Origin of the sequence: Gemmata palustris (assembly GCF_017939745.1) — a bacterium.
Lineage (GTDB): Bacteria > Planctomycetota > Planctomycetia > Gemmatales > Gemmataceae > Gemmata > Gemmata palustris.
This window is the reverse complement of record NZ_JAGKQQ010000001.1, coordinates 5,800,926-5,823,293: the sequence shown is the minus strand read 5'-3', so window position 1 is coordinate 5,823,293 and position 22,368 is coordinate 5,800,926. Positions and strand designations below refer to the sequence as shown.

Here is a 22,368-nt window from a genome sequence, read left to right as displayed (position 1 = left end):
CGATACTCCTGGTCATGATGGGGTTCGAACTCACGCCTGAGCAGAAAGAAGCTATCGCGATAGCAGGTGTTTCCATGATCGGGCTGATTGAGGTGTTACGAAAAGAGAAAGAACCACCTCCTCCCCAAATACCCGAAATGCAATCCGCGTGGCCTCCACCGTGGGCCAAAGACCAACAATCCAACTGAAAGGACTGACCATGGACATATTATCGATCATCAAATTGTGGTTCGCTGGCGTCAGCGCCCGTGTCGCCAAAGCCCTGAAAGCCACCAGCACGCTCATCATGGAAGGCGGTGGCGACTTGCTGCTGGACCTGGCCGCCGAAGCCGTTAAAGCCGCCGAAGCTACGGGGGGCAGTGGCGAGGACAAATTCAAGGCCGCGAAGAAGGTGGTGATCAAAGGCCTTCAGCAGCGCGGTCGCAACATCGTCGTCAGTGCGATCCACAGCGCTATCGAAATGGCTGTGGCCGAGATGAAAACAGGAAAATGATCCGGTTGATGGTGTTCCCACTCCTCGTGCTCCTGACGATCTCCGTCATCTCACTGACCGGGTGCGAGATCTTTCGGGTGACGATCCCGATTCCCCCGAAATGAAGACGAGCTTCGCAGACCGGATCAACTACGCCGAAGTTCGGCGCGCGAAGCCCATCGAGTTCAGCTTCGTTGAGGAATGCGTGCTGTGCGGCTTGGTGGCGGCCGGCATGTTCCACTTCGTGACGAGTATCCCGCTGTGAGGCGAACCCCACCTTCTCGGACTCGGCTCAGGCTCAAGGATGGCTTCCAAGACAGGCCTTCACCGCCGCCTCTGCATCGCCTCTCCGTCCGGGGTCTGCGGCGGCATTTTAAGCGCTTCGCGCTTTACCGCCTCCGAACCCCGGACTTCGAGGACGACGCGACGGCGACGGGAAGGCAAGTCAGGGGGCGTATTCACTGGGAATAAGTTACCCGCGGAGCATCTGCCGAGTGTTCGAGTGCTCAACCAGCTTCCACACGCTCTCCGCGACTTCCTTGGCCTCTTTCGCCCACGCCTCGGCGAGCGGGTTGTCGCTCGGGTAGACCACTTCCACCACCATTCGCTGGTCGTGCTGAACCGTCAACAGGCTCGCGCCTTCCACGCGCCCAATGGTCTCACGCAGCTTCCGCTTGAACGTCGAGCACTGGGTGACGCTGGCATTGCCGCAGGAGGGAGAGGAGCCGAGGTGGAGGCGGGAGATCATACGCCCCGCAGATCAATATTCGCCAGGCGTTAGGATCGTTGTCGCGCTCCGGTCGTGTTCGGTCAAAACCCACAGCTTCTCGCCGCTTTCCGTTTTGTAGCTCGACAGGATTCGCTCCCCGAATTTGACCGCGTGCTCGTTGGCTTTTGCGTCTTCGGGGTCCACGTCTCCCCAATCGCCGTGCAAGTGACGGCGGAGCATTTCGGCCATCTGGAAGTGGTTGGCGATCTGCGTCGCGCCGATGGTGGCAACCACGGTGCCCGGTTGAAACCGAATGGCGGGTTCCTTTTTGTTTTCTTGGTTCTTCTCCTGGGACATACCACCTCTCTTTCGGCACGCAGGGTGGCATAGCGCGGCGGATCGCGCAACCGGAAAAATCGCTCAACGTGGATTGCGCTTTCTTCCTTTTCGCGCTCTGCTGGAGGCAAAGGAGGATCGTCATGAAGACCTGTTTTTGTTGTCTGAAAGGCGAACAGACCACGTGCCGGTGTCAGGGCGAGACGTGCCGCCGATGCACGTACTGTCTCGGCCATTGTCGGTGCAGCCCGCCACCGAAAGATCCTCGGTGCGGTTTGCCGAAGAAGCCGCCCGTGAAGTGAGTTAACAACAGAGCCCGCCAATCCTCCATTGGGGACGGCGGGCGTTTTCGTTTCTCGAAGCGGTGCTTACGCCCCCTCTTCTTTCTCCTCTTCCAGTGCGTCCGCGGCCGCTACGGCGTCGATCACGTCTTTGGCCTCTTGTGGACCACCGGCCAGGCGGACGAGCCGCCGGACCGCGGCCACGAGAGCGTGGTGAACGTCCCAATCAGCCGCTGCTTGCTTGAGCTTCTCTGGATCGTACTTCCGCGCCATGATCGCCTCAGGAGATGAATGGAAGGGCCGAGTTATTGTAGTGGCACAAGGGTTGTGGACGTGGGTGGTGAAGTGCGCGCAAAAAAAGGTCGGCCGCTAAACCACCACACTGTCGCCCATTCAGTGTAATGATCGCGGCCGACCCGAGGTGAGAATACTCGGCCTGAGACCGCGGCTTACGCGTAAAGAACAAAGAGACCCGGAAATTTCCTGAACAGGGTCTCACAATTCGTGCCACAGTCGCAAAATTCAGAATCGGAAAGAATCCCCCGGCCTTCTCATCTTTCCTTCGCAACTTTCCTGATAGGATTGTGTCACGCCTACCGTATAGCCTTCGCTGCCACTAACACACCCGCCCTCGCCGCGACCGCGACCCGGCCGCCGGAATGCTGCACGTACTGTCCCGGCTCGCCCTCGGGACGCCGCCCAGGTTGGGTGAGGCCGCCCCGTGCGCCCTTGCTTCCCCGACCTGGGCGGTTCTGTTTCGGATTACGGCACGCTTGGTCCCTTGCGTCCAAAAATCAGTGCGACCACGGCCAGGATCAGGAAGATGACCAGCAAAATCTTCGCGATCCCCTCGGCCTCTGCGGCAATCCCCCCGAACCCGAACACGGCAGCAATAATCGCCACGATGAAAAACAGGATGGCCCAGCGCAACATGATCGTCTCGCCCGTTAGTATTCTTTTCCGCTCGAAACCGAGGGACTGAGTGCATTTCTAAGGCCACACGCTAAGAACCGGTCCGGCATTTGCTCATTACTTTGCTGGCGGGGTGACCGCAGCGGGTTGAATGGGCGACGGCCCACCGCGTGTCACCCCGCTATTTTCGTTTTCAGGCAGATGCCTTCCCAAGCCGATACGTTCACTTCCCAGCACTGCGCAAACCTACCACTTTGACCGCAGAAATCCCGCAATCCGATTTGCTTTCCCAACCGCTATAGCGCACTTAGGTATACTCACCTCGAGGGCGCGGGTTATGGGTAGCGTGCTTCTGACGTTGAACGGTTCGGAGATGTGGGCTTACGTCGTCGCAACCGACGAGGGCCTGCGCTTGCGCCTCGGGATCGACGACTGGCAGCGATTGAACCTCGTACCGGGATCGCGGGTTCCCATGCGCGAGTCGGGTAAGAACGAGGTGTGGCTATTCGTGACCAACGTGACCGAGCAGCCACCTGTGGTGTGGGTCACGATGGCGAGGAGAGTGCGGGTCGCAGGGTAGCGGTAATCATCTTTTCCCGAACCGCTTCCGCAACTGACTTGGACACGCCTTTGCGGAGGCTCGAGAATTCACAGTATTTTGAGCAGACCCGCTGAAGAGGTTGATCACTGTGAGCCCCACTATCCGCGAGGAAAACGGCAGGTTCGTCGTCGAACTCCCCGAGTGGGGTGTGGAGGAGTGCTCGACGCGCGAAGGGGCCGAGGCAATCGGTGAAGGGTGGAGTGTGTTGCGCGCCCCGAGTGTACCGCCAGAACAGGTCGAGGCCACTCTGAAGCGGTTGGCGCGCTCGGACATCTGGGCTCACAACAACCGACTCGCGCGTCAGGTCTTCGGGCGGTTGGAGTAGCTGCGGCGCGCGGACGATCGTGCTCATGCGCCCTCGCCGAGCCGATGCTGGACCAATTCTCGCTGTGCGGCTTGAAGCCTCTCGAAGGCACGCTTCCACAGGGCCGAGTCGCCGTGCCGAAGCACTTCGAGCAGTATTCCCTTCTCACCGAGATACGTTCGCGCGAAACCCTTGTCGTGCGCCACGATGCTGGACGTGTTGTCGATCAGGTCGGCCAGCTTGATCGTCGCCCCTTCCGGTGACGAGCGGGCCAGGTGCTCACGGGCGGCCTGCTTTCGCACCGCACGGTTCCCCTCGACTATAGGGTCGGTCACCTCGGCCACCAGCGCGGCGACTCGCTCGCCGAACACGTTCCGAAGTTCGGACTCAGTGACTTCGGTGTCTTCCAGCACATCGTGCAGGATGGCTGCGGCGATCACGGCTTCGTCCGAGGTGTACTCGGCGACGATGCGGGCAACGCTTGAGCAGTGGTTGACGTAGGGCTCACCCGTGTACTTCCGCTTCTGTTGGTGATGGGCACACGTAGCGAAGCCGAGGGCAAGCGTTGGAAGATCAGTCAGCGGCTGTTTCATTTCACCTCTCTTCCATGCTCCTCGGCGCAGCGGGCACGAGTGTACTTTGCGAGTGACCAGCACCCGCTGCACGGAAAAGCCTGTTGGGAAAGGGAAACGTCACTCGCATGAGCCAGAGAATGGCACAGGACGGAGTTTCGCGCAAGAGGATTCGTGCTGTCGGTGTCAGCAGTGCGACCGAAGTCCTGCCGACCGCTTCGGGCGATTACGCCCATTTGTCACGTCCAGTCGATCTCGACAGGAAACACCCCTTTGGGCATACCTGTTCTCCATCACGCATCCCGGCAGGTGGCGGCCAGCAGATGCTCGTGCGTCAGGAAGAGTGTTGTGAACCCAGCGATGGCGATACCGCTCTAATGAGGGGAAGGCATCTGTGCCGTCAGAACGGCCAGTGCGAGTTGTCCGCACAGCAGCTAATTTGGCATCTTCTGCCGTCACCACCGTACCTGTCGTGGGTAGTGGGGGGGTGGCAAACATTGTGCGGCGGGTAGTCCCGCCGCTCGCCGATTGGTACCATGACGCTGCGACCCGTGCCGGTCTCGGAGCTTTCGCCCGCTCGGACCTGAAGGGAGACCGACGTGCAACGACACCTCTTCTTGCCTAAGCAATCGCTCAAGGACGTGCGCGCGCTTTTGCGGCTGGATGAGGGTCAAATTCAGGCACTGGATGAGTTGCTCGGCACCGGCGAATCGGTCTCTCTTGGGCGGCCGAATTTCGCTCAAAAAGTAGCGGAACGTCTTCGGCTGGAACAGGAGGCGGCCTCGTCGGTGACGTTGGTGGGCCAGTTTCTTCTCACCGTCGTTGAGGAGGGGCACCCGCCGGATGAAATCATTGACGACATGCGTCAATTTCTGGAGCAGTACCCCGAAGAAAAGGGCGCGCTATCGAGCCTCGATGCAAAGCGCAAAGCCCTTGTGGCCATGCTCACACAAAAGCCTGAACGTGCACGGGCTCTGAAAGTGCGCTATCTTCAAACTGTATCTCCCCTTGCGGAGTCCTTCCGCTCCGTCTGCGAACTTCGCCCGGTGTTCAAGCGTAACGAGAGCGGGGCGGAAGAGGAAATCGTCGGATACGTACCGACAGTGCAACTGCGAGTAACGGAGTGTGACACAGACGGGAACGAGACGTTGAATACTTTCAACATGTCTCCGTCGGCGCTAAAGCTGCTGGCGGAGGTCATTGGTCGAACGGAGAAAAAATTAACCGCCATCCGGCAACGTTTCGGGAATGAACTTCTCGGCGATGTGGCTCAAGGGGATCAGTCATGACTAAATCGAGAAAACGCAAGACCCCTTGGGATACTCCTTCCCTCACCGCCAAAACCCGGTCTTCTCCTCCTTCGCACCGAGATCCTGATCTGCCGGCTCGTGAGCCAGTTCAGGACGTGATTTGCATGCAGGGGTTGTGGGTTTTCGATCCGATGGCGAGTACGTCGGAGGATGCACGGAATTTTTTGTGGACCGGGCTCCAGTTGCTCAGAACTAAGGCCAAGTCTCTTGAGCTCACTGACGATGAAGTTCGTCAACTGATGCTCACCTCTTTCACTGCGTTCCATGATGCGGCCAACGGCCTGTGGGGAGCGCTGCAAGAGATGACGGCGAAGGGTGGCTGCGGGTCGCTTGCAGCTGTCGAGGCATGCTGCCAGATTAGCACGGGGCACGGGAGTGGCCGTCTCTCGCTCCCGGCACCACGAAATGCTTTGGTACTGCCTTCGCCCAACTGTCTGCCTGTGCCAGTCGTGCCCAATACCTGTGAAGGCGTAGGGCCGTTAGCGGCAACCGCGCCCTTGCTGGAGACGGAAAGCACGAATATGACTTCGGAAGTCGAATCGTATCCGGTCGCCGACTTCCCTGAGCCTACCGAATTTGGATGGACGCCAGAAGGGTACGAAGTCCGCGCGGCCTTCAAGCGGTACAGCGAATCCAACCATGCCGATCGTTGAGTCGCCCGTGTTGGGATATCCCCTTTCACAAGGGGATATTTTGCGTGGCGTCACGCTGTTCCTAACCCGAGCGAACGGCACTGAGGCCGCTGCTACCAAATTCAAGTTTTGCCTCGTCGTTTCTCGTCCGTGCGTTCTTGCACACAAACCACAAATCATCGTTGTCGGCGTGAAAGAATACTCAGAGGGTGTGCCGCACTCGGTGAACACCTTTGAAAAAGTCATAGATTTCATGACGGTCCAGAGGGACGGCGACGGGTCTCCTGACCAGTTTTATTTAGGGCAACTCCCCGGCGAATCAGGCAGATTTTGCGCACGCCTCGACTCGTTTCACACGATCGAAATTCCGACACGAGCAGATGCCCGTCAACAGTTTGTTGATGGGCACCGAATTGCGGCACTCAGCGCCGATTTTCAGAGGGCATTACATACCCGTATCTTCAGTGCGTTCGCGGAGATGGGTTTCGATGATCACGCGTGGCCATCAGATACTGATTTGGAGTGGTTAGTCGCTCAAGGAAGGGCGGACATTAAGAAATTAGACGGCGAGGCAGAGCAGCTTCGAGCGGCCAAGAGCTCTCACGTAGCTGCTGGAAAAGAATTTACTCAAGACGGCCAGCTAGAGAAAATCGAGAAAAATCTTGAGGTCCTACAAGGGAAGGTCGCACCCTATGAGGCAGAGCTTGAGAGGCGATTGAGAACCCGAGATTTACCGATGGTAGAGGCTCCACCACCTCCACCGCAGTGAAGTTGATGTGCGCGGCGGGTACAGAATCCGGTACAGAAAGCATCGCATTCCGTACCAAAACAGGATAAAATGTGGGAAGTCGCGGCGTCTTCTGAATGCCTGTGACGCGATCTAAACCAAACACCCAAGCCAGGTTACGCCGAGAGGGCGTGGTAGCGAGTATCCGGCTGTCGATCCGGTGGTTGCGGGTTCGAGTCCCGTCGTCCTCGCTGAACGCAAACGCCGCAAGGGTAATACCTTGCGGCGTTTGCGTTTGCCTGTTAGTAGGTCGCCATCCCGTATCGTTGTTGATGTCAATCCGGTCACGGCTCAACCGGTACGGCGATCGACACCGTACCCACGAGTTTGAAGAGCGACGCGCCGGTCCCGAGTTGGGAAAGAACGGCGTCGGGATTCGGGGCGCAAGTCTTTTGAACGTTGCTGCGGGTCTTGTGCCGCTTCCAGAAGCTTCGCGCCCCACTTCCGCTCACTCGCCAGATCCTTTTTCAGCTTCGCGCCCCGCTCCTTCGGGATACCGATCCGGCCGCGCGGGTGAGTCTTCTCGCAGAACCTCGGGCGCGGGTGACGGGAGCGCGCGGGCGGGCTCCGCGTCGGAAGGTACTGCGGGCGCCCCCTGCGGCAGCAGACTCAGAGCGACGTCCGCCGGGCCGAATCTCGGACGGGTGGGCCGGTCCGTCGCGGCGGGTGCGGGATCCGGGTGGGTGGTCCAAACGCTCACCCACTCGGCCCACGTCAGTTCAACTCTGCCGAACACTAACCGACGGGTTTCCAACGTTGGACCGAGAACCAGGCGCCGGCCCGCCGGGGTGAGCGGCCGCAACTCGGCCCCCGGATCGAACAGGTCGTAGAGCACCGGCGGGGACGCCTCGCGCGACCCGTACCACACCAGCAGGCCGTTCGGGGCCACATCGAAGTGAGCCGTCGGTGGTAGCACGATCCGCACCTGTTCGCGGATCAAATCGACCCCGGCCCGGCGGTGCAGGTAGACCAGGGCGTTCTCGAGCTCCCGGGCCGGACCGGGAGCGAGATCGGTCAGGAACCCGGCCCCGACCCACCCCGCGACCAGCCAACCGGACCGGTCCTCCCACTCGAGCCAGGCGGGTTCGCCAGCTCCCCCGGCGATCAACTCGAGCCGGATGCGATTCGTACTCAGGTGAATGTCCCCGACCTTCAGGGCCGGGCCGCCCCACCCCGCGCTCCCGGGGCCGGGATTGAGAACCGCGACCAGCTCGCGCGTGACGAACCGGCGGACCGCCTCCTCCAGCTCCCGGAGGGCCTGGCGGTGCGTCCGGGCGTCCCGCCAGTTGTCCGTCCGGGCGGCCTCCCGCTCGGCGCCCCGGAGCCGGGCGTACAGCCGGGGCAGCGTCCCGGAGTGGAACCCGCGGTGGACCAATCCCTTCACCGTCTCCCCGTGCGGCCCGACCGCGGCCGCTCTTAGGGCCGCGGGCCGGTTCGCACGGAACAGGCGCCAGTTCTCCCGCATCTCCCAGACCAAGTAGGTGAGCGCGTCCGGCAGCAGCCACAGGGTGCCCATTACCAACAGGAACGCCAGCGCCTCGCCGAGGTACGGGGCGAGCGGCGCGACCAGCGGCGAACCGTACCCGAGGGGGGAGCCCGGGTCCCGCACCAGGATCTGGGGCGACAGCAGGAGGAGCGGGTAGACGAACTTCGCGCACAACAGCGTGAGCGGGAGCTTCAGCGGGTTAATCATGGGCTCGATCAGGACGACCGTGTAGAACCGCACCAGGAACGCGAACGGCATCCAGATCAGCCCGGCGAGCACCCGCACGGTAACCGAGAACGCCCCCCCGCGCCCGCGGAGCCGGAGCCAGTCTTCGGCCCGGGCGAGCGCCCACTCGAGGGCGTACAGCAGGTCCCGGAACAGGTCGTTCACCCACTCCAGAATGGCCGGGACGGACCCGAGCAGCTCCAGAACCTCGCGGGCGGCGGCCAGCAACAGTTGTTCGACCGCCCGCCCCGGCCGACTGTTCACCGCGAATACGGCGGCCGCGAACGTGACGCCCCGGGCCGCCCACCCGCCGTCCCACAACTGCTGCCGGAACGCGATCCAGAGAACCCCACTGAGGGCCAGCGGCTTGAGGCCGAGGTTCAGCAGGGTCTGCACCCCGGCACTGGCGACGAGCGCCCGCGCCCACGGGGTGTTCCACACGCGCATCGGCAGGTCCCAGCACACGAACCGGGCGCCCCGGTACCCCGCCCGCAGGGTCGACGACACGGCCGCCCGGACCGCGGCCGAGCGGACGGCCGTCAAGAAAAACGCCCCCAGTAGTACCCACCCGAGGTGGAACCACCACTCCGCGTTCCACCCGCCGAAGAACGACGGCTCGGGTTCCCCGTCCGCGAGCGCCCCGGCCGCGCGCCGGTCGAACACGAGCATCCAAACGAATTCGGCCAGCAGGAACGCCCCGAGGAACGGGACCGCGACGTTCGTGACCGCCCAGCGCCCGGACCGGGTGCCGAACGCGATCGCCGTCGCGCCCTCCAGTAGCCGGGTGTACGATTCGCCCCGCCGGTACACCCCGTCCATCTGGGCGGCCAGGCGCTTGTCCAGCCGCAGCAGGGGGTCGGCGCCCAGGTACTCTGGCGCGCCGCTCAGGTCCGGGAGCTTCATCTGCCCGCGCGCGAGCGCGTCCCGGACGTCGGCGAACCGGAGGAACCCGGCCGACGAGATGCGGTCGAGCAGCTCTTCGACCGCCTTCTCGAGGGCCGCCCGTTCGGGCAGCGCCGCGGGCTGCAGCCCGGCGTCGTGGAGCGCGTCGGTCAGGACCGGGCGGAACCGCTGGCGGAGCCGGGCCTCGGCGCGGTCGAGGGCCCCGCGCAACAGGGCCGCGAGGGCCTGCCGGTCCGCGTCGCTGAGGCGGGCCGCGGTCAGCCGGTGGGTGGCCTTGCGGAGCTGCGCCGGGACGCGGACGAACCGCTCGCTGTCCAGGGGCCGGCGGACCGGGCGCTTCCCCGCGGACATCAGCCACTCGGCCGCGTCCAGAGCGTAGATCACGTCCTCGTGGTCGCGGCAGGCCCGCTGGAGGTCGTACAGGATCGCGGCCTCGACCGGCCGGGTGCCCTGGTCGGCCTTGTCGAGGAGGGTCGGCAGCACCCGGCGCCAGCTCTCGGCCTCGGTTTCGGTCGGCTCGAGGGCCCGGCCGAGGCGCGCGACCAGGGCGTGGATGTCCGCGCGCGCGGCCTCTTGTGCCGGGACCGTGAGGGCCACCGGGGCGACCCGGGCGGCACGGGTGTGGAGGATCGCCGCCGCGACCGTGTCGCCGCCCGCGCCGGCGCGCCGGGCCTGTCGCGTGAGTTTGTGGTAGAAGTCGTGGGACTCGTCCGACTGGTCGTCGGTCCGCGGGGCCGGGTCCGGGGCACCCGGCGGGCGGGTCTGGAGGAACAGTCCGAGTCCGTCCACGTCCCCGGCCAGGGCCGCCGCCACCGGGGCCGCCGACAGCCCCGGGAAGCACACCGGAATCAGGGCCGGGTTGAAGAACCGGAGCTCCAAGAAGTGCGCCGCGAACTCGAAATACGCGGCCCGGTCGTCGGCGGTCGGGGCGAGCTGCCCGTCCTGTTGAAGGACGTTCCGGACCTCCTCGAACTCGGCCGGCCCGATCGCCTCGATCCGCTCCCGGAGCCCGGCCGGGGTGAGGCCCTCCAGCCGCTGCCCGAGTTCCCGGTGGACGGACGCATGGAACAGGAGCCGCCAGTACCGACCGAGCAGGTCGTCGCGGTTCCCGGAGAGCGCTTCGGGGGACGGGCGCTCGAGCAGGAGGACGTGCTGGGGCAGCGAGTGGTCCGAGGGGAGGTAGAGCTCCTCCGGGTCGGCGTGCTTGAACAGGGTGAACCGGTCGACCACGAAACAGTGGCTGTGGGGCACGCGCCAGACCGCCCAGGTGAGCCCGGTCACCTGCTGGACGACCCGGGCGAGGACGGGTTGGTCGACGAGGACGGCGGCCGGGTCGAGGTCGCGCAGGATCCGGCCGAGTTCTTCAAATCTCATCGCCGGGCTCTCCTGTGGGGTCCGGGTTCGGGTCCGGGCCGCGCGACCCAGTTCGGGGCGCCCGGCTCGCGGAGAACCGGACCGCCCCCGGGACGTAGCTGGTGGGCCGGGCCGGATATCCGGCCCTTGGAGAGGGTCGTATGGCGCCCGCTCGTGGGGACGGTCGATCCGCTCCCGAGTGCGGGTCGGAAACATCCATCATAGGTGAGCGAGCCGTTTTGGGTGAGATTGCGGGCGGCGCGCAACCGGTTCGCGCCCGGCTCAGCATTCTGCGCCGCGTCACGTCCCCGGCTCAAATGCCGTCCGGTCGATCGTCCCCGACCGCACGGATCTCAAACTCGGAACCCAGCCGATCAGTTGTTCTCGCAGGGTGCTGCGAAGGGCGACGATCTTGCGGTCAACTACCGGGCCCGCCCGTCCGTCTTCACCTGTGGGGCCGAGCGCCACCGCCGGTGCCCGGGCCGGGGAGATATTTGGTGAGTCACCCCGCACTCGTATCGTGTACCGGGTGGGGGCGCTCGCGCCGGGCGCCCGCGGGTTCTCACGGCGACTCCCCGACGGTACGGCTTCGCAACCAGGAACGACGACGCATGGACGAATTTCCCCTCATCGCGACCATCGCCGCGGGATTCACCGCGGCCTGGGTGCTGGGGCTACTGACCCAGTGGCTCCGGCTCTCGCCCATCGTCGGGTACCTGCTGGCCGGGGTGCTGATCGGGCCGCACACGCCCGGGTTCCAGGGCGATCTGAACTTGGCCCACCAACTGGCCGAGGTCGGGGTCATCCTGCTCATGTTCGGTGTCGGCCTCCACTTCCACGTCGAGGATCTGATCGCCGTCCGTGCCATCGCCGTCCCCGGCGCGGTGGTACAGTGCCTCGCCGCGACCGCGGTCGGCGCGGCCCTGTTCGTCGGGTTCGGAATGGAGACGCGGACCGGGATCGTGATCGGCGTGGCTATGTCCGTCGCGAGCACGGTCGTGATGATGCGCGTGCTGATGGACGCCGACGTGCTGACCTCACCGGCCGGGCACACCGCAGTGGGGTGGTCGCTCGTGCAAGACGTGCTGACCGTGGTCGTTTTGGTCATGATTCCCGTCCTGGGGCGCCCCGCCGCGCCGGTCCCGGAAAGTGGCACCGGGACGGACCCACTGGTCGCCGTCGCGGTCGCCCTGCTCAAACTGGGCGCGCTCGTCGCGGTCGTGATGTTCGCGGGGTCGCGGGTCGTCCCGTGGGCCCTCACGCAGGTCGCCCGGCTCCGGTCCCGCGAGCTGTTCACACTGACGATCATGGTCTTCTCCGTCGCGCTCGCGGCCGGGTCGTTCGTGCTCTTCGGGGCGTCGATGGCCCTGGGCGCGTTCCTCGCCGGGATGATGGTCGCCCGGTCCCCGGTCAGCCACCAGGCCGCGGCCGACGCGCTCCCGCTCCGCGACGCCTTCGCGGTCCTGTTCTTCGTTTCCGTGGGCATGCTCTTCGACCCCACGTTCCTGCTCCGCGAGCCCCTGATGATGCTCGCCGCACTGGGCGTCATCCTGCTCGTCAAGCCGCTCGTCGCCGTACTCGTCGTCGCGGTGCTCGGGCACTCCTCGCGCACCGCACTGACGGTGGCGCTGGGGCTCGCGCAGATCGGCGAGTTCTCGTTCATCCTCTCCGAACTGGCCCACAAGCACGGGCTGATGCCCGAGGACGGGCACAACGTCCTCGTCGGCGCGGCGATCCTCTCGATTACCGTCAACCCGATCCTGTTCCGCTCCCTGGACCGCATCGAGCGGTGGCTGCGGCGGCGCCCCCGCCTCTGGGCCTTACTCAACAGCCGGGCCGAACGGAGCGTTACCCGAGCCAATACCGAGGTCGCTGAACAGATGGCGACCCACGCGACCCGGGGCACCCGGCTGGCCGTGGTCGTCGGGTTCGGGCCGGTCGGTCGGACGGTCGACCGCCTGCTCCGCGACGCGGGGCTGACCACGGTCGTGATCGACACGAACCTGGATACCGTGGCCGAGCTGCGGCGCCTGGGGCAAACGGCCGTTTTCGGCGATGCGTCCCGGGAGTCCATTTTGGAGGGCGCCGGTGTGGCCCGCGCGTCGCACTTGGTGCTAACGCTCCCGCACGCCTCGGCCCGGGCCGCGATCGTCGCCGCGGCCCGGAACCTGAACCCCAAACTGAAGACGTTCGTGCGGGCGCACTACCTGCGCGAGCGGGAGGAACTGGAACAGGCCGGCGTGACGGCCGCGATCTTCGAGGAGGCCGAGGCCGCGGTGGCCCTCGCCCGGCTCGTGCTCTCGGACACCGGGGCCGGCCGGGAGTCGATCGAGACCGCCGTCCGCGACATCCGCACGCGGCTCATTCTCGACAACGTGTCGAGCCTCCGCGCGCGCCCGGTGCGCAAGATCATGGTCCCCTGGACCCGGGTCCGGCGCCTGTCGACCGCGGCCACCCTGGACGAGGTCCGGCGGCAGGTCGGGCTGCAGCGGTTCTCGCGGTGGCCGGTGGTGTCGGCCGAGACCGGGCTGCCCGTCGGCTACCTGCTGGCGAAGGACCTGATCGGGCTCCACTCGGGCGGCTCGTGGACCGCCCTGATCCGGCCGCTGGGAACGGTTCGGCCCGATGACGACGTCGAATCGACGCTGGTCTACTTCCAGCGGGAGGGCGCCACTTTGGGTCTGGTCCGAGACCACGAGAGCCCCGTGGGTATCGTCACCATCGAGGACCTCCTCGAACAGGTCGTCGGCCGGATCGAGGACGAGTACCCGCGCCACCAGCAACTCGTCTTACACGACCTGGTGGTGACGGACCGCGACCTGCTGAACCTCTCGGGCCGGACGCCCGAGGAGGCGATCGCCGAAATGTCGGCCCGGATCCCCGCGGGTTACCTGCCGGCCGGTGCCGACGTCGCGGCCCTGGCCATCGCGCGCGAGCGCGAGCTGCCAACGAACCTCGGGCTCGGCGTCGCGATCCCGCACGCGCGGTGCCCCGACCTCGCGAACCCGCTGGTCGTGTTCGGCCGGTCCGCGGCCGGCGTCGCGTTCGACCAGCAGTCCCCGGACCTCGTCCACCTGATCTTCCTGCTCGTCACGCCCGCCGAGCAACCGAACCTCCACTTGTTACTGCTCGGTCAGGTCGCCCGGGTCGCGGGCGACCCCGAGAAGCGGCGCAAGCTCCTGGCCGCCGAGACCCCGTCCGAAGTCAGCGAGCTTTTGGTGATCGCCGCGCCGGTCGCCCCTTCGAGTCCGGCCAAAATGGTTTGACGCGGAAACGAGCCGGGGTGACCGGACCGCGTCGCCGCGCCGACCGTGTCGGCATCTCGCCCGCCAACTCGTGCGGTACCCGGCGAGGGGAGCCCGATCGGTCGCTACTCGCCGCCCTCCCCGCGGTGGAGGTACGCCCCGCACGACTCCCGGACCACGAGCCGGGGCGACAGTGACACCCCCCGCGCCGGGAGCCCGGGATCGGTCACCCGATCGAGCATCGCCCGGAACGCGGCGGTCGCGATCTCCCGGCACGGCTGGTGGACCGTCGTCAGTGGTACGGACAGCAGGCCCGCGTACCGAACGTCGTCGAACCCGACCACCTGCACGTCCCGCGGTACCCGGACGCCCTCCCGCGCGAAGGCGCGCAAGAGTTCGGCCGCGAGGTGGTCGTTCGCGCAGATGACCGCGTCCGCGCCGCCGGCGCCGGTCAAGTCGCGCACCAGGGAGCGGTCGGCCGGGTCGCCGATCCGCACGAAGTCCGGCGGGGCGCCCGGTCCGCGGGCGATCACCGCCTCCCGGGCCCCCGCAATGCGGGCGGCGACGGTCGGGGCCGACAGCGGACGGGCCAGGTAGACGGGCCGCCGGCACCCGAGGCGGAGCAGGTGGTCGGCCTGCAAATACCCTCCGGCAAAGTTGTCCACCCCGACCAGATCGAACGGACTCCGGGCCGGGAACGGGACCACGTCCCGGTCCAGCAGAACCACCGCGATGCCCGCCTTCTGGAGCCGCTCGGTCACCCGCAGGTTAACGTCCCGCGCCCGCGGCGCCTGCTCGGCCGGGGCGAAGAACACCCCGCTCACCTCCCGTCGGACGATCTGCTCGCAGATCGCTTCCGCCGCCTCCGGGGACGTGTCGCCCTGCGCGCCGGCGAGGCTCCCACCGCCCCAGAACAAGCCGTACTCGTGGACCCGTGCCAGTCCGGCCAGCTCGCCGCAGACCGCCTCGAAGAACTCCGTCGTGCCCAGCCCCGGCGTCAGCAGCCCGAGTTGCCGCAGCGCCCCGGGTGCGGCCGGCGCGCGGCGGCTGACGAAGCTGCCGGACCCGACCCGCCGCTCGATCAGCCCTTGCTCCTGGAGGTCGCGCAGTGCCCGCGCAACCGTCGGGCGGGACGCGCCGAACCGGGCGACGAGCTGGGACTCGCTCGGCAGGCGGCCGGCCGGTGCGTACCGGCCCGCGGCAATTTCCGTCATCAATTCGCGGGAAATCTGACGGTGCTTGGGTTCACTCGGCATGATGCCTGCCAGTGACAGGTGGAACAATTGTTATGACAGGTATTTTAGCAGGAATGGCATCCTGTCAACACACAGGGCGATTACCGGGCTAAAGTGCCAATGGAAGAATGGCCTGTGGCGGGCACCGACGAGTTCCCCCTCCGGGACCATCCGCCGCCACAAATTGAAGAGCGCGGTGGGGCGTAAGGTCGCGTTCCGTGTCACCAGCGAGGGGCATTCGATGGATCGGGTTCTGGGCGGGTCCGGCGAGCGGCGGCGGGCGGTCTCGCAGTGGTTCCTGATGAACGGGTTCGTGACCGCCTCCTGGGTGGCCCACGTGCCCCGCCAGTCGGCCGCCCTCGACGCGCCCCCCGGGGCACTCGGCCTCGCCCTGTTGTGCATGGCCCTCGGGTCCGTCGTCGGAATGGCACTCGCTCCGCGGGCGATCGGGCGCTTCGGACCCGGACGGACGGCGTGGGCGGCGGGCCTGGTTTACGCCTTCTTGCTCCCGCTCCCGCTACTGGCCGGGTCGGTCCCCGCCCTCGGGCTCGCGCTCCTGTGTTTCGGGGCGGCACACGGACTGATGGACGTGACCATGAACGCGGCCGCGGCCGCCAGCGAGAAGGCCCTCGGGCGGCCGGTCATGGCCGGGTTCCACGGGTGGTTTAGCGTCGGGATGGTGGCGGGCGTGGGCGGCGGGGTGGCGGCGCTGGCGGCCGGGGGCGGGCCGCTCGCGCACGCGGCGGTAACGATCGCCCTGGCCCTGGCCCTGCTGCTGACCGGCCGGCCGGCGCGGGGATTCGCCCCGTCGCCCGCGGCGCCCGGACCGAATCGGCCGACTGGGGCCGATCGCCGCGTTCTCGCCCTCACCGGGCTGGCGTTCGCCTGCCTGTTTCTGGAAGGAGCGATGGCCGACTGGGCCGGGCTCCTCGCCGTCGCGTTCGGGGCGGGGCCGGCCGTCGCTCCGCTCGCATACGGGGCGTTCACCGCGGCCTGGGCCGGGGGCCGGTTCCTCGGCGACCGGTTGACCGCGCGCGCCGGAGACGTGGCCGTGGTCCGCGCCGGCGGAGTGCTCGCCGCGGCGGGCATCGGCCTGGGCCTCTGGGGTGGAACGCCGGGCTGGGTGGCGGCCGGGTGCGGGGTGGTCGGACTGGGGCTCGCGAACGTCGTTCCGGTCCTGTTCCGGGCGGCCGCGGGCGACACGTCCGGCCGCGGGCTCGCCCTGGTGACGGGAGTCGGGTACTTCGGGTTCTTGGTCGGCCCGCCCCTTGTAGGCTTCACGGCCGAGGCGGTCGGGCTCCCGCGGGCCATGCTGCTGGTCGTCGCCGGCGGGGCCGTGTTGGCCGCAGGGGCCGTCGCCCTCCGCCCCCGCTCGCTGGGCGCGAGTGGCCAAGTACCCGATCTCGGCCACCCGCGGACGAATTTACAATCCATTGAGGAGACCGATCGTGAACGACCCGAACGCATTAGCGTGTGATGCCGCCCCGCCCCGGCCCGACGAAGACCGATCGGACCGCGGAGCACCGCGCCCCGACTCCGGCCCATCGCCCGAGATGCCGCCGGCCGCGGGTGCGCCCTTTTCCCTCCTACCGGTCTGGCGGAACCTCATGCTGCCGTAACCACACTACGTGGGCCACCCAACTGGCACAGCACTTGCTGTAATTACCTCTGCCGAATCGCCCGCACTGACAGGGGATAGATCATGGGCAAGAAGAACAACACCGCCCCGGTGCCCGCTGGTAACCGGACGAATGCCGGAACTTCATTCGACGAGCCGAACTTCGAGGAGCCGAATCAGGACGAGTCCGGGAAGACCGCTGCACCCCAGAGCGAACAGGGGCTGAAAAAGGGGCAAGGCGAGGACGACGCGACGCGGCTCAGCAGTGCGAAACGGGACGAGCCCCGCCCGATGTGACCGAATCGTTCGAGCACTCAGCAAGGAGCCGCGAGATATTTCGCGGCTCCTTCGTTTGGATTCACCCCGGCACCAGTTCTGCGAACCCCTTCGCGATCTCATCCGACGGCGGCCGAACCGCTTGGCTCACGACCCGACCGTCGCGCAGGAACACCAGCGTCGGCCACAGTTTGACCCGGAACGAGCGCCCCAGCGGCTTTCCCTTGCCGTCTTCGACTCGAACGTGCCGCACCTGCGGGTACTTGGCGAGCAGGTCGGTCACGAGCGGCTGAATCGCTTGACAGTACGGGCACCAGTCGGCTCCGAACTCCAACACGACCGGCCCGGTCATCTGGTCCATTTCTTCGCGCGTCGGCTCGGACATGGGAACCTCGGTCGGGGGCGCCACCACGAACGCGCCGGTTACCCTTCAGAATACGCCGCCCGCGCGGTGCGGGATACACTCAGTGCCCAATGCAAGTGGTGCAGATCAGGTGCTTGACACATTTCAGATTGGCACATCACTTGCGTGACCATTTCCCGCACTCGCCCGCACAAGTGGAGAACGCGCCATGAGCAAGAAGAACCATAGCCCCGGACCGGTGCCGCCCGCGAACCAGCCGCACGCGGGCACGTCGTTTAAACCGCAAGACGACGAGCAGAACACGGTCGATCAGGACGGCACGGGCTTCCAAGAGGAAGACCCGAAGCGTCGCTTGGGCGACTTCACCGGCACGGGTGAGCACGCGAGGCAGCAACCCGGCCCGAAGAACGACGGCGGACAGCGGCACGGCGAAGACGCGGGGTGAGTCAACCACTGCGCACCTGACCCCGCACCTAAGGAGACACTCGTGCCAGAACGCACCCAGCGTGGCGAGGAAGACCGGCGGGCGTCGCTACAGTGGGGCCGGTCGGGAACGTTCGGTACGCAGGCCCTGAACGCGACCCGGATAAGGGCGCTCTACCCGCCGACGACTACCAACGCGGGGCCGACAAGAAGAGCTAAAGTCAAACGCGCCATTGAAGAAGCCGCGACATGGGTTCGCGGCTTTGTTCGTTTGGCGCCCGCCATCGGAATCGGCCTTGCACCAGCCCCGTGCCAGAGTCTACGCTCTCCCACCAATTCTACTGTTCGGAATGGAGGCCGACATGAAGACCCGTTATCTGATCGCCGTGGGTGCCGTCCTGCTGGCCGTGGTGGGGGCGACCGTCGCGCAGCAGCAGACCCAGCCGAAGCCTGTGCCGGGATCACCGGACGCGGCCCCACCGACCGCGATTCGGCCGGAGAGAACATTGCTGCCCTCACCGGCAACAGACCCGCTCGTCGTGGTCGGCCCCGCGCCCCGCACGCTATCCGCCGAGACCAAGCCGGAGTCCATGACCATCGAGCAGTTGATCGACGCGGTGGACGGGTTCCGCGAGCAGAAGGCGGAACTGGAGAAAAAGGAGCGGGCGTACCTCAAGGTGCTGCACCGGAAGGCCGAGAAGCAGAAGGAGCGGATCGACGGGCTGGGCGGGGACGTGCCCCATCTGCCGCCGACGCTGAACCCCGTGCCGATCGCGCCGTCCAGTTCGTACTAACCGTCCGTCACGCTGCTGAGGAAGAGCCGCGACCGAGTTTCGTGGCTTATTTGTGGCGCTCGGGTAACAGATTTTGGAAGCGATTTTGGAGCGATCAGACACCTTCGCCGATTGATCGCAAAAAACGCCACCGTCCCCCGCCTACCTCGGTGCGCGAGGGACGGTGGCGTTTGTGGGCCGGTTCGGGCACCGCAAAGGACAGGTTCGGGCGGGGCAATCGGGGCGAAATCCGGGATCGGCATTCGCGCGGGGCGATGTGCAGGGTATAATTCCCCTACGCGGGTCGACCGATCCGCATGTTAGGAGTCAACGCCCTGTTTTGCCCTCTTGGTTTGCCCTCTCTGAGTCAACCCCTCACAGTCCCCAAGACCGCTAAACTGTCGGCGCGGTACCTAACCGGCCCCGGCCATTCCGGCCGTCTGCCGTCCGTATCCCGGGCTCCGGCCCAAAAGGTGAGTGCATTTTGAAGAAGCTGTATGTTGGCAACCTTCCGTTCGACGCCACGGCCGACGAACTGCGGGAGCTGTTCTCCGCGCACGGCCGGGTGATGAGCGCGACCATCTGCACGGACCGCGAGACCGGCGCCAGCCGCGGGTTCGCGTTCGTCGAGATGGTGGAGGGTGCCGAGGAAGCGATCCAGGCCCTAAATCAGGCCCGGCTCGGGAACCGGAGCCTGACCGTGAACGAGGCCAAGCCCCGTGAGGATCGGCCGTCCGGCGCGGGCCGCGACCGGTACGCCCGGACCAACTGACCGGCCGACCCGGTGAGATAAACAGCTCCGGCGCCCACGAGGGATGCCGGAGCTGTTTGCGTTTGTGGGGCCGCAGCTACTTGCCCTCGCCTTGTCCCTCGTCTATCGCGTTCGCCGCCGCCAATGGTGTCGATCACGTTTTCGGCCCCCTGAACCCCGCCGGAGAGTCGCACCGGGCACCAACCGCGGCCACCAGAGTGTGGTGGACGTCCCAGTCGGCGGCCGCCGACTGAGTTTCTCCGGGTTGCACTTTCGCGCCGTGGTTGCCTCGTGGTAAGAACGGGCGCCCCGTGTCATTCCAACGGAGCCGGCTCTGCCGCGTGCGGATGCGCGGGTCGCTCCAGTTCCGCCAGCGGCACCACCCGCGGGCACCACGTTCTATTCGGTTCGGCGTCAAGTCGGGCGGCCCACCGAATCGATCTCGCGACCAGGCCCCGTACCAGAACCCTCCCGTCAGGCGCATGAACACTACGACACAACGACCCGCTCTGTACGTCCGAAAAGTCCGCGGCATGGGGCGCGGGGTGTTCGCCGGCCGGTCCTACCGGGCGGGCGAGGTGATCGAGGTGTGCCCGGTCATCCGCCTCCCGGCCTCGCCCGAGGGGGCCGGCGGGAAGGCGCTGGAGCACTACGTGTTCCAGTGGGGCGAGGGCACCGGCGAACTGGCCGTCGCGCTCGGGTACGGGTCGCTGTACAACCACTCCTCGGACCCGAACGCCCGGTTCAACCCGCGGGCGTCGCGGGACGACATCGTGTTCCGGGCGCTGCGGGACATCGAGGCCGGCGAGCAAGTGTTCATCGACTACCGGTGGGACGCGACCGAGTACGAAACGTTCCGTGAGGGCTCGTGACCGATCACCGGGACGTGTTCCTGGGCCAGCGCGTCCCGCGGTCCGGTCGGGGCGCCACCACCCGGGAACTGCTGTCGCGCGACTGTGCGGTTCCCCCACAGAAAAAGCTGACGGCGCGGGGACTCGCACACGGAGCTGAACTAACTGGCCGGGCCAAGAGGTGGTGTAAGCGCGCCGAGGGGAGCGGGGAATACTGCTTGTTGTCGGGTCGGGGGCGGGTAATATCTTAACACCAGGGCACGCCTTAAAGAGCCAAAACGCTCACCGACCCCGACGCACGTCCGAACCGCACGCGGAGTTCCCATGAGCGCTACCCCTCCGGCCGCGAACCGCACCCCGGAAGCCGCCACCGCGGTGGTCAAGTTCCATGCGTCGCTAAACGTCTCGGATCTCGCGAAATCGGTCGAGTTCTATACCGCACTGTTCGGTACGAAGCCGGTAAAGGTGTACGCCGACTACGTCAAGTTCGAGGTCGACGTCCCGCCGCTCGTTCTGTCGCTTAAACCCAAGCGGGCGTGTGCCGGCGGGCCGCTCAACCACCTCGGCCTCCGCGTGGTCACCGTCGAGCAATTGCGGGCGATCCAGGAGCGGTTGAAGGCGGTCGGGGCGCACATGGGCCAGCAGGATGATGTGAAGTGCTGCTACGCGCACCAGACGAAGATCTGGGTGACGGACCCGGATCAGACGATGTGGGAAGTGTACGTGCTGCACGATGATGTGCCGAATTGGGGCGAAAAGGACAAGAAACTCAAGCTCCTCGTTCCGCCGTTCAAGGCACTCGGACTGTGGGGTTCGATCCGCCGCGGTTGGAACAACAAGTTCGGCCGGAAGGCGTCTGCCACTGACGGCGGGGCTTCGATCGCCGAACACGCCGAACCGGTCGCGGCCCCCGCGCCGGTGAGCGCGGAGTCCTGCACGAGCGTCGCCGCCAAATGACCGCGAACCGGCCGCAACTCGGCCGTGCCGAACCCGCTGCGGTCCCCGCGCGCCGACACTGCGACGGCATCGGGTACTGGTTCGGCATCCCGTTCCGTTGGCTCTACCAAATGGGGCACAACGGTTTGGGTATCGTGCGCGTTCTCGACATCACAAAATTCCGCCCGATGGCGCACGGGCTCGTCGATGCCGATCACCCGTGGGTGACCGGCATCGACCCGGCCACCGGGCAGTACATCTGGCACGACAACGTCATTTTCCGCTCGCCGCGCGGCCCGAACGAGGACGCGCTCCCGATCGACGACTTCGTTGTCACGAAGACGGGCCAGTTCCTCGCGTACCGCGTGGGGCTGTCAACAGGTCCGGAAGAACTCCCGATCGGTCCGCGACGCCGGATGCCGCACGGCATCAGTTACATCCACGGCACCAGTCACTACAACAGCGGCCAGCTCATCTTCACGGACTTCCCGGACGCGATCTCTTACTTCAGCGACACGAAATTCAAACGCGAGATCTACCGCTTCGTGCGCGAAGAGCGCCGGGAAGTGCTGATCCTGTTCCGCAACCGCGAGTACCGCCCGCGCGACTACGCCTACTTCGTGTGCTGCCTGCGAACGATCTTCCCGTGGTTCTGCAACGCGAACGGCCCGAAGGGGAAGGTGCTGTGGGGTAATTCCGCGCCATATCCCGCAGCGAACCTGATTACCGGCCACTGGGCCGACGACGTGTACGCGGTCAAAAAAGACGGTGGGGCCGAAGCCGTGGTGCGCCCGGCCATCGAGAAGGGACGGTACTTCCAGGGAGAGTACGGAGGCGGTCGGCGGTTCGTGCGCTGGCCGGAAAAGGCGCTCGCTTGGGTGACGTACTGGCGCATCCGGATGCGCGGCGGAAAGGGCGGGTTGTTCTTCGTGAACCGCCAGAAAGCGTATGCGGACCACCTCGAACGACTGAAGAAAGTCGGCGTGGCCGAAGAGCCCATCGCGCGGATGTGA

At 66.1% G+C, this 22,368-nt stretch carries 24 protein-coding genes; 16 read left to right on the top strand and 8 right to left on the bottom strand.

Translation table 11 applies throughout. The features are described 5' to 3' along the window. The first annotated feature begins 148 nt into the window (after window positions 1-148). Together J8F10_RS24015 and J8F10_RS24010 are read left to right on the top strand one after the other, a co-directional pair. On the top strand, window positions 149-493 hold the full coding sequence (locus J8F10_RS24015) for a phage holin, LLH family (RefSeq protein ID WP_210658200.1): 345 nt from the start codon (window positions 149-151) through the stop codon (window positions 491-493). A gap of 100 nt (window positions 494-593) precedes the next feature. Then, the gene (locus J8F10_RS24010; RefSeq protein WP_210658198.1) at window positions 594-737 is read left to right on the top strand and encodes a hypothetical protein; all 144 of its coding nucleotides are present in this window, start codon (window positions 594-596) and stop codon (window positions 735-737) included. A 207-nt stretch (window positions 738-944) separates the two neighbouring features. Here J8F10_RS24010 and J8F10_RS24005 read toward each other — a convergent pair whose 3' ends face one another. The 4 genes from J8F10_RS24005 to J8F10_RS23990 all read right to left on the bottom strand — a co-directional run bounded on the left by J8F10_RS24005 (window position 945) and on the right by J8F10_RS23990 (window position 2,731). Continuing rightward, window positions 945-1,220: a hypothetical protein gene (locus tag J8F10_RS24005; protein ID WP_210658196.1), complete on the bottom strand. Its 276-nt coding sequence runs from the start codon at window positions 1,218-1,220 to the stop codon at window positions 945-947. Window positions 1,221-1,232: 12 nt separating this feature from the next. Further along, the gene (locus J8F10_RS24000) at window positions 1,233-1,538 is read right to left on the bottom strand and encodes a hypothetical protein (RefSeq protein WP_210658194.1); all 306 of its coding nucleotides are present in this window, start codon (window positions 1,536-1,538) and stop codon (window positions 1,233-1,235) included. A gap of 347 nt (window positions 1,539-1,885) precedes the next feature. Next, window positions 1,886-2,071, bottom strand: a complete 186-nt coding sequence (locus J8F10_RS23995; RefSeq protein WP_210658192.1) for a hypothetical protein — start codon at window positions 2,069-2,071, stop codon at window positions 1,886-1,888. Between the two features lie 489 nt (window positions 2,072-2,560). Next, on the bottom strand, window positions 2,561-2,731 hold the full coding sequence (locus J8F10_RS23990) for a DUF1328 domain-containing protein (RefSeq protein WP_210658191.1): 171 nt from the start codon (window positions 2,729-2,731) through the stop codon (window positions 2,561-2,563). A 316-nt stretch (window positions 2,732-3,047) separates the two neighbouring features. On the opposite strand from J8F10_RS23990, the gene J8F10_RS23985 reads away from it, so the two are divergent. Beyond that, complete coding sequence (locus J8F10_RS23985; RefSeq protein WP_210658189.1) at window positions 3,048-3,290, top strand: hypothetical protein; 243 nt, start codon at window positions 3,048-3,050, stop codon at window positions 3,288-3,290. A gap of 109 nt (window positions 3,291-3,399) precedes the next feature. Beyond that, on the top strand, window positions 3,400-3,636 hold the full coding sequence (locus tag J8F10_RS23980) for a hypothetical protein (RefSeq protein ID WP_210658187.1): 237 nt from the start codon (window positions 3,400-3,402) through the stop codon (window positions 3,634-3,636). Window positions 3,637-3,659: 23 nt separating this feature from the next. On the opposite strand, the gene J8F10_RS23975 is transcribed toward J8F10_RS23980, so the two are convergent. Next, window positions 3,660-4,208, bottom strand: coding sequence for an HD domain-containing protein (locus tag J8F10_RS23975; RefSeq protein ID WP_210658185.1), 549 nt, complete (start codon window positions 4,206-4,208; stop codon window positions 3,660-3,662). Window positions 4,209-4,786: 578 nt separating this feature from the next. On the opposite strand from J8F10_RS23975, the gene J8F10_RS23970 reads away from it, so the two are divergent. From J8F10_RS23970 to J8F10_RS23960, 3 genes are read left to right on the top strand one after another with little or no spacing between them, the layout of a single operon-like run. Further along, complete coding sequence (locus tag J8F10_RS23970; RefSeq protein ID WP_210658183.1) at window positions 4,787-5,476, top strand: hypothetical protein; 690 nt, start codon at window positions 4,787-4,789, stop codon at window positions 5,474-5,476. Then, window positions 5,473-6,150 (top strand): hypothetical protein, encoded by a 678-nt coding sequence (locus tag J8F10_RS23965; protein WP_210658181.1) that lies wholly within the window; start codon window positions 5,473-5,475, stop codon window positions 6,148-6,150. The genes J8F10_RS23970 and J8F10_RS23965 overlap by 4 nt, the downstream gene beginning before the upstream one ends. Beyond that, window positions 6,137-6,898, top strand: coding sequence for a hypothetical protein (locus J8F10_RS23960; RefSeq protein WP_210658179.1), 762 nt, complete (start codon window positions 6,137-6,139; stop codon window positions 6,896-6,898). The genes J8F10_RS23965 and J8F10_RS23960 overlap by 14 nt, the downstream gene beginning before the upstream one ends. A 466-nt stretch (window positions 6,899-7,364) precedes the next feature. Here J8F10_RS23960 and J8F10_RS23955 read toward each other — a convergent pair whose 3' ends face one another. Then, on the bottom strand, window positions 7,365-10,904 hold the full coding sequence (locus J8F10_RS23955; RefSeq protein WP_210658177.1) for a hypothetical protein: 3,540 nt from the start codon (window positions 10,902-10,904) through the stop codon (window positions 7,365-7,367). 590 nt (window positions 10,905-11,494) lie between these two features. On the opposite strand from J8F10_RS23955, the gene J8F10_RS23950 reads away from it, so the two are divergent. Next, window positions 11,495-14,149, top strand: coding sequence for a cation:proton antiporter domain-containing protein (locus J8F10_RS23950; RefSeq protein ID WP_210658175.1), 2,655 nt, complete (start codon window positions 11,495-11,497; stop codon window positions 14,147-14,149). 104 nt (window positions 14,150-14,253) lie between these two features. Here J8F10_RS23950 and J8F10_RS23945 read toward each other — a convergent pair whose 3' ends face one another. Then, the gene (locus J8F10_RS23945; protein ID WP_210658173.1) at window positions 14,254-15,384 is read right to left on the bottom strand and encodes a GntR family transcriptional regulator; all 1,131 of its coding nucleotides are present in this window, start codon (window positions 15,382-15,384) and stop codon (window positions 14,254-14,256) included. A gap of 220 nt (window positions 15,385-15,604) precedes the next feature. On the opposite strand from J8F10_RS23945, the gene J8F10_RS23940 reads away from it, so the two are divergent. Continuing rightward, the gene (locus J8F10_RS23940) at window positions 15,605-16,840 is read left to right on the top strand and encodes an MFS transporter (RefSeq protein ID WP_210658171.1); all 1,236 of its coding nucleotides are present in this window, start codon (window positions 15,605-15,607) and stop codon (window positions 16,838-16,840) included. Between the two features lie 225 nt (window positions 16,841-17,065). Further along, window positions 17,066-17,278 (top strand): hypothetical protein, encoded by a 213-nt coding sequence (locus tag J8F10_RS23935; RefSeq protein WP_210658169.1) that lies wholly within the window; start codon window positions 17,066-17,068, stop codon window positions 17,276-17,278. A 61-nt stretch (window positions 17,279-17,339) separates the two neighbouring features. Here the strand turns inward: J8F10_RS23935 and J8F10_RS23930 are convergent, their stop codons facing one another. Further along, entirely contained in the window at window positions 17,340-17,642 is a 303-nt protein-coding gene (locus J8F10_RS23930) for a thioredoxin family protein (RefSeq protein WP_210658167.1), read from the bottom strand. 187 nt (window positions 17,643-17,829) lie between these two features. Between J8F10_RS23930 and J8F10_RS23925 the strand changes: the two genes are divergently transcribed. The 6 genes from J8F10_RS23925 to J8F10_RS23900 all read left to right on the top strand — a co-directional run bounded on the left by J8F10_RS23925 (window position 17,830) and on the right by J8F10_RS23900 (window position 22,368). Next, window positions 17,830-18,066 carry a hypothetical protein gene (locus J8F10_RS23925; RefSeq protein ID WP_210658165.1) on the top strand — a complete coding sequence of 79 codons (237 nt, stop codon included), beginning with the start codon at window positions 17,830-17,832 and terminating at the stop codon, window positions 18,064-18,066. Window positions 18,067-18,406: 340 nt separating this feature from the next. Beyond that, window positions 18,407-18,838, top strand: a complete 432-nt coding sequence (locus tag J8F10_RS23920; RefSeq protein WP_210658163.1) for a hypothetical protein — start codon at window positions 18,407-18,409, stop codon at window positions 18,836-18,838. A gap of 463 nt (window positions 18,839-19,301) precedes the next feature. Beyond that, the gene (locus tag J8F10_RS23915; RefSeq protein WP_246523552.1) at window positions 19,302-19,589 is read left to right on the top strand and encodes an RNA recognition motif domain-containing protein; all 288 of its coding nucleotides are present in this window, start codon (window positions 19,302-19,304) and stop codon (window positions 19,587-19,589) included. Window positions 19,590-20,050: 461 nt separating this feature from the next. After that, window positions 20,051-20,440 (top strand): SET domain-containing protein, encoded by a 390-nt coding sequence (locus tag J8F10_RS23910; RefSeq protein ID WP_210658161.1) that lies wholly within the window; start codon window positions 20,051-20,053, stop codon window positions 20,438-20,440. Between the two features lie 303 nt (window positions 20,441-20,743). Next, window positions 20,744-21,376, top strand: a complete 633-nt coding sequence (locus J8F10_RS23905) for an ArsI/CadI family heavy metal resistance metalloenzyme (protein ID WP_210658159.1) — start codon at window positions 20,744-20,746, stop codon at window positions 21,374-21,376. Continuing rightward, window positions 21,373-22,368 (top strand): hypothetical protein, encoded by a 996-nt coding sequence (locus J8F10_RS23900; RefSeq protein ID WP_210658157.1) that lies wholly within the window; start codon window positions 21,373-21,375, stop codon window positions 22,366-22,368. Before J8F10_RS23905 ends, J8F10_RS23900 begins: the two co-directional genes overlap by 4 nt.